A 4,341-nucleotide genomic window follows, 5' to 3' on the forward strand; every position below is an offset into this window, starting at 1 on the left:
CCCCTGCATGGGTTTGGTTTTCAGACTCGTCTCTTGTCCGTGCTGGAGTTGGACGATGCTGAAGATGGTCTTTTCTAGCAGTGCGCGTGGGAACCCACGCAGTTGTTTTTCGCTATCACCGTGGAATACAACTTTCTTTTCTTTCATTGGTTTGCCCTTCTTGGTTACGAATAATTAGATGTACGGATCGCATAATGATTTCCTCATTTAATAGGGCCAATTTCCTTGGCCAATAAAAAGGCAAACTCATTATCTGTTTGCCTATTCCTTTCTGGATCAGCTCTGATTTCAGAGCTCAAATGGTAGTAGTACCACCACTGACTGAATTTACAGTGGCTTGACGATTTCCACAATAGGCTATATGCAAAATTTTGTATAAAAGAAATCGTTTGTACGTTTTTTGTGCAGGATGTGGAGTGGGGGCGGGGTTCTGATTGACGATCCTCGAGGATCCGGCGTAACCTATCTTCCAGAAACGAAAAAACCGCCCTGGCAGGCGGTTTGTTCGAAGGTACTTTGAGTTGGCGCTCTCTGTACCTGGTAACAGCTTCGGGCGGAAGCAGCTACCGTAAGACCCTTTCAGTTTAGCGGCCTACGGCCCTATCAATCAAGTAATCTCTCGCCCGAACCCTGTTACCGTTGGCCTCTGCCAATGGCGATTAGTCGTATCCGCTCGAATTGGAAGCATGTTGATGTTGTCGAGCGGGTGCAGGGGTCGGGCCGAACGGGGAAACCTCACATACGGCCCAGCGTGCGACGCGCACCATAGCCTCCCATGGCTCGCAACCATGGGGCACCAGCACCGAGCGCAACGGGGAACCAACCACGGCCAGCTCGATAAAAACGGCGCGGCAGTCCGACCCACAGGTGGGGACTGAAGCAGGTGCAGAGTGGCAAGGTGTGTCTCAGGAGCGCGTGAGGGGGAGCTGCCGCAAGCAGCCTCGATAGTCCTGAGCAAGGCGAGCTATCCAGTGTAACTACGTCATTTTTAACGTAGCCAAGCAGGAGGGCGAGCCTATCTTGAAGCGCAGCGAAAGATAGGAGAGCCGGTGCCTTACGCCCTTTTCTTTCAAACAAAAAAAAGAGAGATGATCTTGGCGAGGTGGGTAACTGCGCCCGTCCGTCCACATGCTATCGGTTCGGCTTGTGGGCGGCAGCAGTTATCCACGGACGCGGGTTCGGTTTGGCTTTGGTCGGAGGAACGAATGAGGTTCGACAAGCACGGGATTGAGGTCGATGGGGATTGCATTTGGCTACTGGACGCAGGCGGCCAGCGCCTGTGCGATCTGACGGAGATGCAGTTGCTCGATTTTGGGGGGCGGATCAGCGTTGAAGGTGGGCTGCTGAACTTCGATTTGGACGCAGCAGAATGGCGCGAACGCCTGATTGCCTTGTGCCTTGAGCCGCACTGAAAATCATTTTCCAAATTCGATAGTTCAAATTGCGGAATTGATTGCTTTAGGCCCCCGAAGGGGTAACATCAAATAGACGATTTGATGTCTCAGATTGGAGATTTGATGATGCAGGAGAAAGAGGCCAAGACGGTGTTCGACATGGGGGGATTCTCCAAGGCGATGATCGTCCCGACCCCCATGGGTTCTGGGTTCCACCTCCACTTGGTGCGCTTTGGCAAGGCGGGTACCGAAGTTGTGGAGCGGCAGCGTGGAGGCTGGCGGGTTTTCTCCTCCATCGATGCGGCTGCCAACACGGCCCGCGGCATTGGCTTTCGCCGCATCGAGATCGACATTAGCAGCCGCTTCTGAACAGTTCTAACGCCGCAGAGAATGTTCTGGCCTGTGCAGAGTTCATTATGCAGGTATTGAGATTCACCGTGACAGACAGCCCGCCGTTTCCAGTAGGGAAGGCTGTTAGTCCACGAGAATTGCAAAGTTCAATACACCGGTTGATCAAGGGTTGGGTTATGCGTTGTTGATACATATGCAGGTCTACGTAGAAATAGCTTTCTGTGGTGCCATCACAGGAAAGGCGATTAATAGCGGCATCGATGAACCCATCGATATCTATCATGGTCAGTCCCATACAACAATCCTTATCTTGAGTTTGTTTGCCTACTATATGTCTTTATTGTGGTCTTATCAAGATGCTAGATTGTCCTTATTGCTTCTTTAAATGTTTTTATTGGCCTGTCCAACGCAAAAAGAGGGCCAGCATCCCCAAGCATGCAGCCCCTTCCCACCATGCTGGGGCGGCCCAGCTGAACACGTCATGCAGGCCAAGCAGCCGCATGATCCAGCCACTCGAGGAGCTGCCAGCTCCCTTTACTGCCAACACCGCAGCCATCAGTCCTACAACCTGCCATGCCTTCATAGCCCCATCCCCTTACCGCGGCTCCGCTTTGGCTGGAGATCCTGCAGTTTCTCCTCCAGTTCGTTGTTCTGCTCCGAAAGCGTTCGGTTATAGCCTTTGAGCTTGTCGATCTCTGCCCCTTGTCGGCCTATCACGCTCTGGGCGTCATCGAGCGCCATGGTGAGCCGCTTAACTTCCCCCTGCGCCTTCTGGAGCTCGCTCTGGGCCTTCTGCGCCTCTGCGGTAGCCTGCTGGGCCAGTTCCACGTTGTCCGCGCTATAGCGGCCCTTCTGGCGGCTAAACAGGAGCTGCTTGAGCTGGGCATTCTCCTCCTGCAGTGCGGCGTTCTCTCGCTCCAGCTTCTGGGCTTTGGCGTGGCCGCTCATTTTCTCGATCAGGGTAGGCGCTGGGGCGGTGCCGGCGCGCAGGTCTGGCCGATGCGGGTTTCCCCCCAGACCGTTGGGGGTGTACACGCAGGGGATCTTTTCGTTGATCGTGGCGTGGCATCGGCGCCGGATCCCCGCCAGCTTCCGGCCGCCATCCAGCCAAGCTTTCGCCTGCAGCTTGCCGTCTTTGATCGGGGTGGCAATGACATGGAAGTGCGGGGTGCTTTCGTCCATATGCAGCTGGATCGATACCACGTTCTCGGGGCCGAACTCCTGATCGGCCCATGCCTTGACCTGCTCCCCGAACGGGGCGAAGAACTGCCCCAGATCGCGCTCGATGGGAGGCCCTTCAGGGCACTCTGGTGTGGGGTCTTCTCGCCAGTCGGTTTGGTTGCCGACCTGGATGATGAACTCGATCGCCACCACGGCATCTTTGCGCTTGGCCAGTGCCGAGGCTGCATCGAGTTTGCCCTGATCCCACTCGACCTTGGTGTGCATCGGGCTCGCTGTAAACCATGCCCGTTTCGGAAGCTGGCTGCTGGTTTCGTGGAGGCGGAGGTTGTGTCCCTGAGCCCTGCCAATGTCGGCTTTGCTCATCTTGGCTACGGCGAACGTGAACTTCATCGGGGCTCCGAGGGTGGCAGCTTTGGAGTTCAAAGTGTACTCCTTACACTTTGCTGCGCAAAGTAGGAGCCCTGCGGGGCGAAAAAGACCTGCCGCGCTACGCTTGCCGCCTCCCGAACAGGAGGCGGCAGACTGCGCTAGCCTCCCCCCGTTCGGGAGGTTTTCTGTAAAGACTTGAGCCAAGTAACTTGGTATTGCGCATGCGCAAATTTAGGTGGGGCCACTGGCCCCACCTAAATCGGACATGTCCGTTTTGCTTTTTGGCGAGTTTCTCATGCGAAAATCGCACGAAAAGATGCTCTAAAACTGCCAACTTTAAGCGTTAGAAAGGTGTGGGTGCGGGGAACAAGCGGATCTTGAGTGGTTTTTTTTTGTGATTTTGGCGTTTTTTTTCTAAAAAACAGAGCTTGAAAGATATCCAAGTACTTGTATAATTCCCGCGCTTTGCTAAGGTGGAGTTGTGTTATCCACAACTAAGCGATTAGCTTAGTGCTGTTTTATCGGAGGCTTGTGTGCTCATGTCGAAAGATCCGTTAGAGCTCCTGGCATCAGATCCAGTGGAACTAACGATATTAACGCTCAAAACCAGACTTATGATGATCCTAACGAAGTTGATTCGTGAGGCTGGTTATAACCAAGTGGAAGCTGCATCCATTCTCAAGGTTACCCAACCGCGGGTTAGCAATTTGATGAATGGAAAAATATCCAAGTTTTCGATAGATATGCTTATTGAAATGCTTGGTCGACTCGGATATTTAATGGATGTGTCTTTTGATCTGTCATCAAAAGAGAATCCAATCTCTGTTATTGTAAAAAAATCGGCCGTGTGACCGGCCGATTCTGATTACTTGTTCTTGATGTGTTTGTAGCGCTGCTTGATGGTCTTCTCATGCTTGCTGTCCGTGCCACTGGACGTTTTTGAGAAGGCATGAAGGACATGCACGGCATCATCTTGTAGCACGTACACGCAGCGATATGCTGGGTGCCCGTTCTTGATGATGAACTCCATTACACCATCACCAAG

Annotated in this window: 6 protein-coding genes; 3 read left to right on the forward strand and 3 right to left on the reverse strand. The window is 53.3% G+C overall.

Annotated elements, in window-relative coordinates; genetic code table 11:
- Positions 1-1,205: 1,205 nt before the first annotated feature.
- Both A9G06_RS21075 and A9G06_RS21080 read left to right on the forward strand, forming a co-directional pair.
- Entirely contained in the window at positions 1,206-1,412 is a 207-nt protein-coding gene (locus tag A9G06_RS21075) for a hypothetical protein (RefSeq protein ID WP_069556530.1), read from the forward strand.
- A 108-nt stretch (positions 1,413-1,520) separates the two neighbouring features.
- Positions 1,521-1,763: a plasmid replication protein RepB gene (locus A9G06_RS21080; RefSeq protein ID WP_069556531.1), complete on the forward strand. Its 243-nt coding sequence runs from the start codon at positions 1,521-1,523 to the stop codon at positions 1,761-1,763.
- On the opposite strand, the gene A9G06_RS21085 is transcribed toward A9G06_RS21080, so the two are convergent.
- Together A9G06_RS21085 and A9G06_RS21095 are read right to left on the reverse strand one after the other, a co-directional pair.
- Positions 1,747-2,040 carry a hypothetical protein gene (locus A9G06_RS21085; protein WP_069556526.1) on the reverse strand — a complete coding sequence of 98 codons (294 nt, stop codon included), beginning with the start codon at positions 2,038-2,040 and terminating at the stop codon, positions 1,747-1,749. The two genes, A9G06_RS21080 and A9G06_RS21085, sit on opposite strands and share 17 nt — an antisense overlap.
- A gap of 284 nt (positions 2,041-2,324) precedes the next feature.
- Positions 2,325-3,350: a plasmid recombination protein gene (locus A9G06_RS21095; protein WP_069556528.1), complete on the reverse strand. Its 1,026-nt coding sequence runs from the start codon at positions 3,348-3,350 to the stop codon at positions 2,325-2,327.
- A 485-nt stretch (positions 3,351-3,835) separates the two neighbouring features.
- On the opposite strand from A9G06_RS21095, the gene A9G06_RS21100 reads away from it, so the two are divergent.
- Entirely contained in the window at positions 3,836-4,147 is a 312-nt protein-coding gene (locus tag A9G06_RS21100) for a helix-turn-helix domain-containing protein (RefSeq protein WP_069556529.1), read from the forward strand.
- Positions 4,148-4,161: 14 nt separating this feature from the next.
- Here A9G06_RS21100 and A9G06_RS21790 read toward each other — a convergent pair.
- Positions 4,162-4,341: type II toxin-antitoxin system RelE/ParE family toxin (locus A9G06_RS21790; protein ID WP_171903413.1), on the reverse strand; the 180-nt coding region annotated here is incomplete at its 5' end.

Origin of the sequence: Aeromonas sp. DNP9, from assembly GCF_001728955.1 — a bacterium.
Classification (GTDB): domain Bacteria; phylum Pseudomonadota; class Gammaproteobacteria; order Enterobacterales; family Aeromonadaceae; genus Aeromonas; species Aeromonas veronii.

What these genes read in the sequence shown, in the direction of transcription:
- A9G06_RS21075 (WP_069556530.1), top strand. Translation starts at nt 1,206, where the DNA reads ATGAGGTTCGACAAGCACGGGATTGAGGTCGATGGGGATTGCATTTGG.
- A9G06_RS21080 (WP_069556531.1), top strand. Translation starts at nt 1,521, where the DNA reads ATGCAGGAGAAAGAGGCCAAGACGGTGTTCGACATGGGGGGATTCTCC.
- A9G06_RS21085 (WP_069556526.1), bottom strand. Translation starts at nt 2,040, where the DNA reads ATGGGACTGACCATGATAGATATCGATGGGTTCATCGATGCCGCTATT.
- A9G06_RS21100 (WP_069556529.1), top strand. Translation starts at nt 3,836, where the DNA reads ATGTCGAAAGATCCGTTAGAGCTCCTGGCATCAGATCCAGTGGAACTA.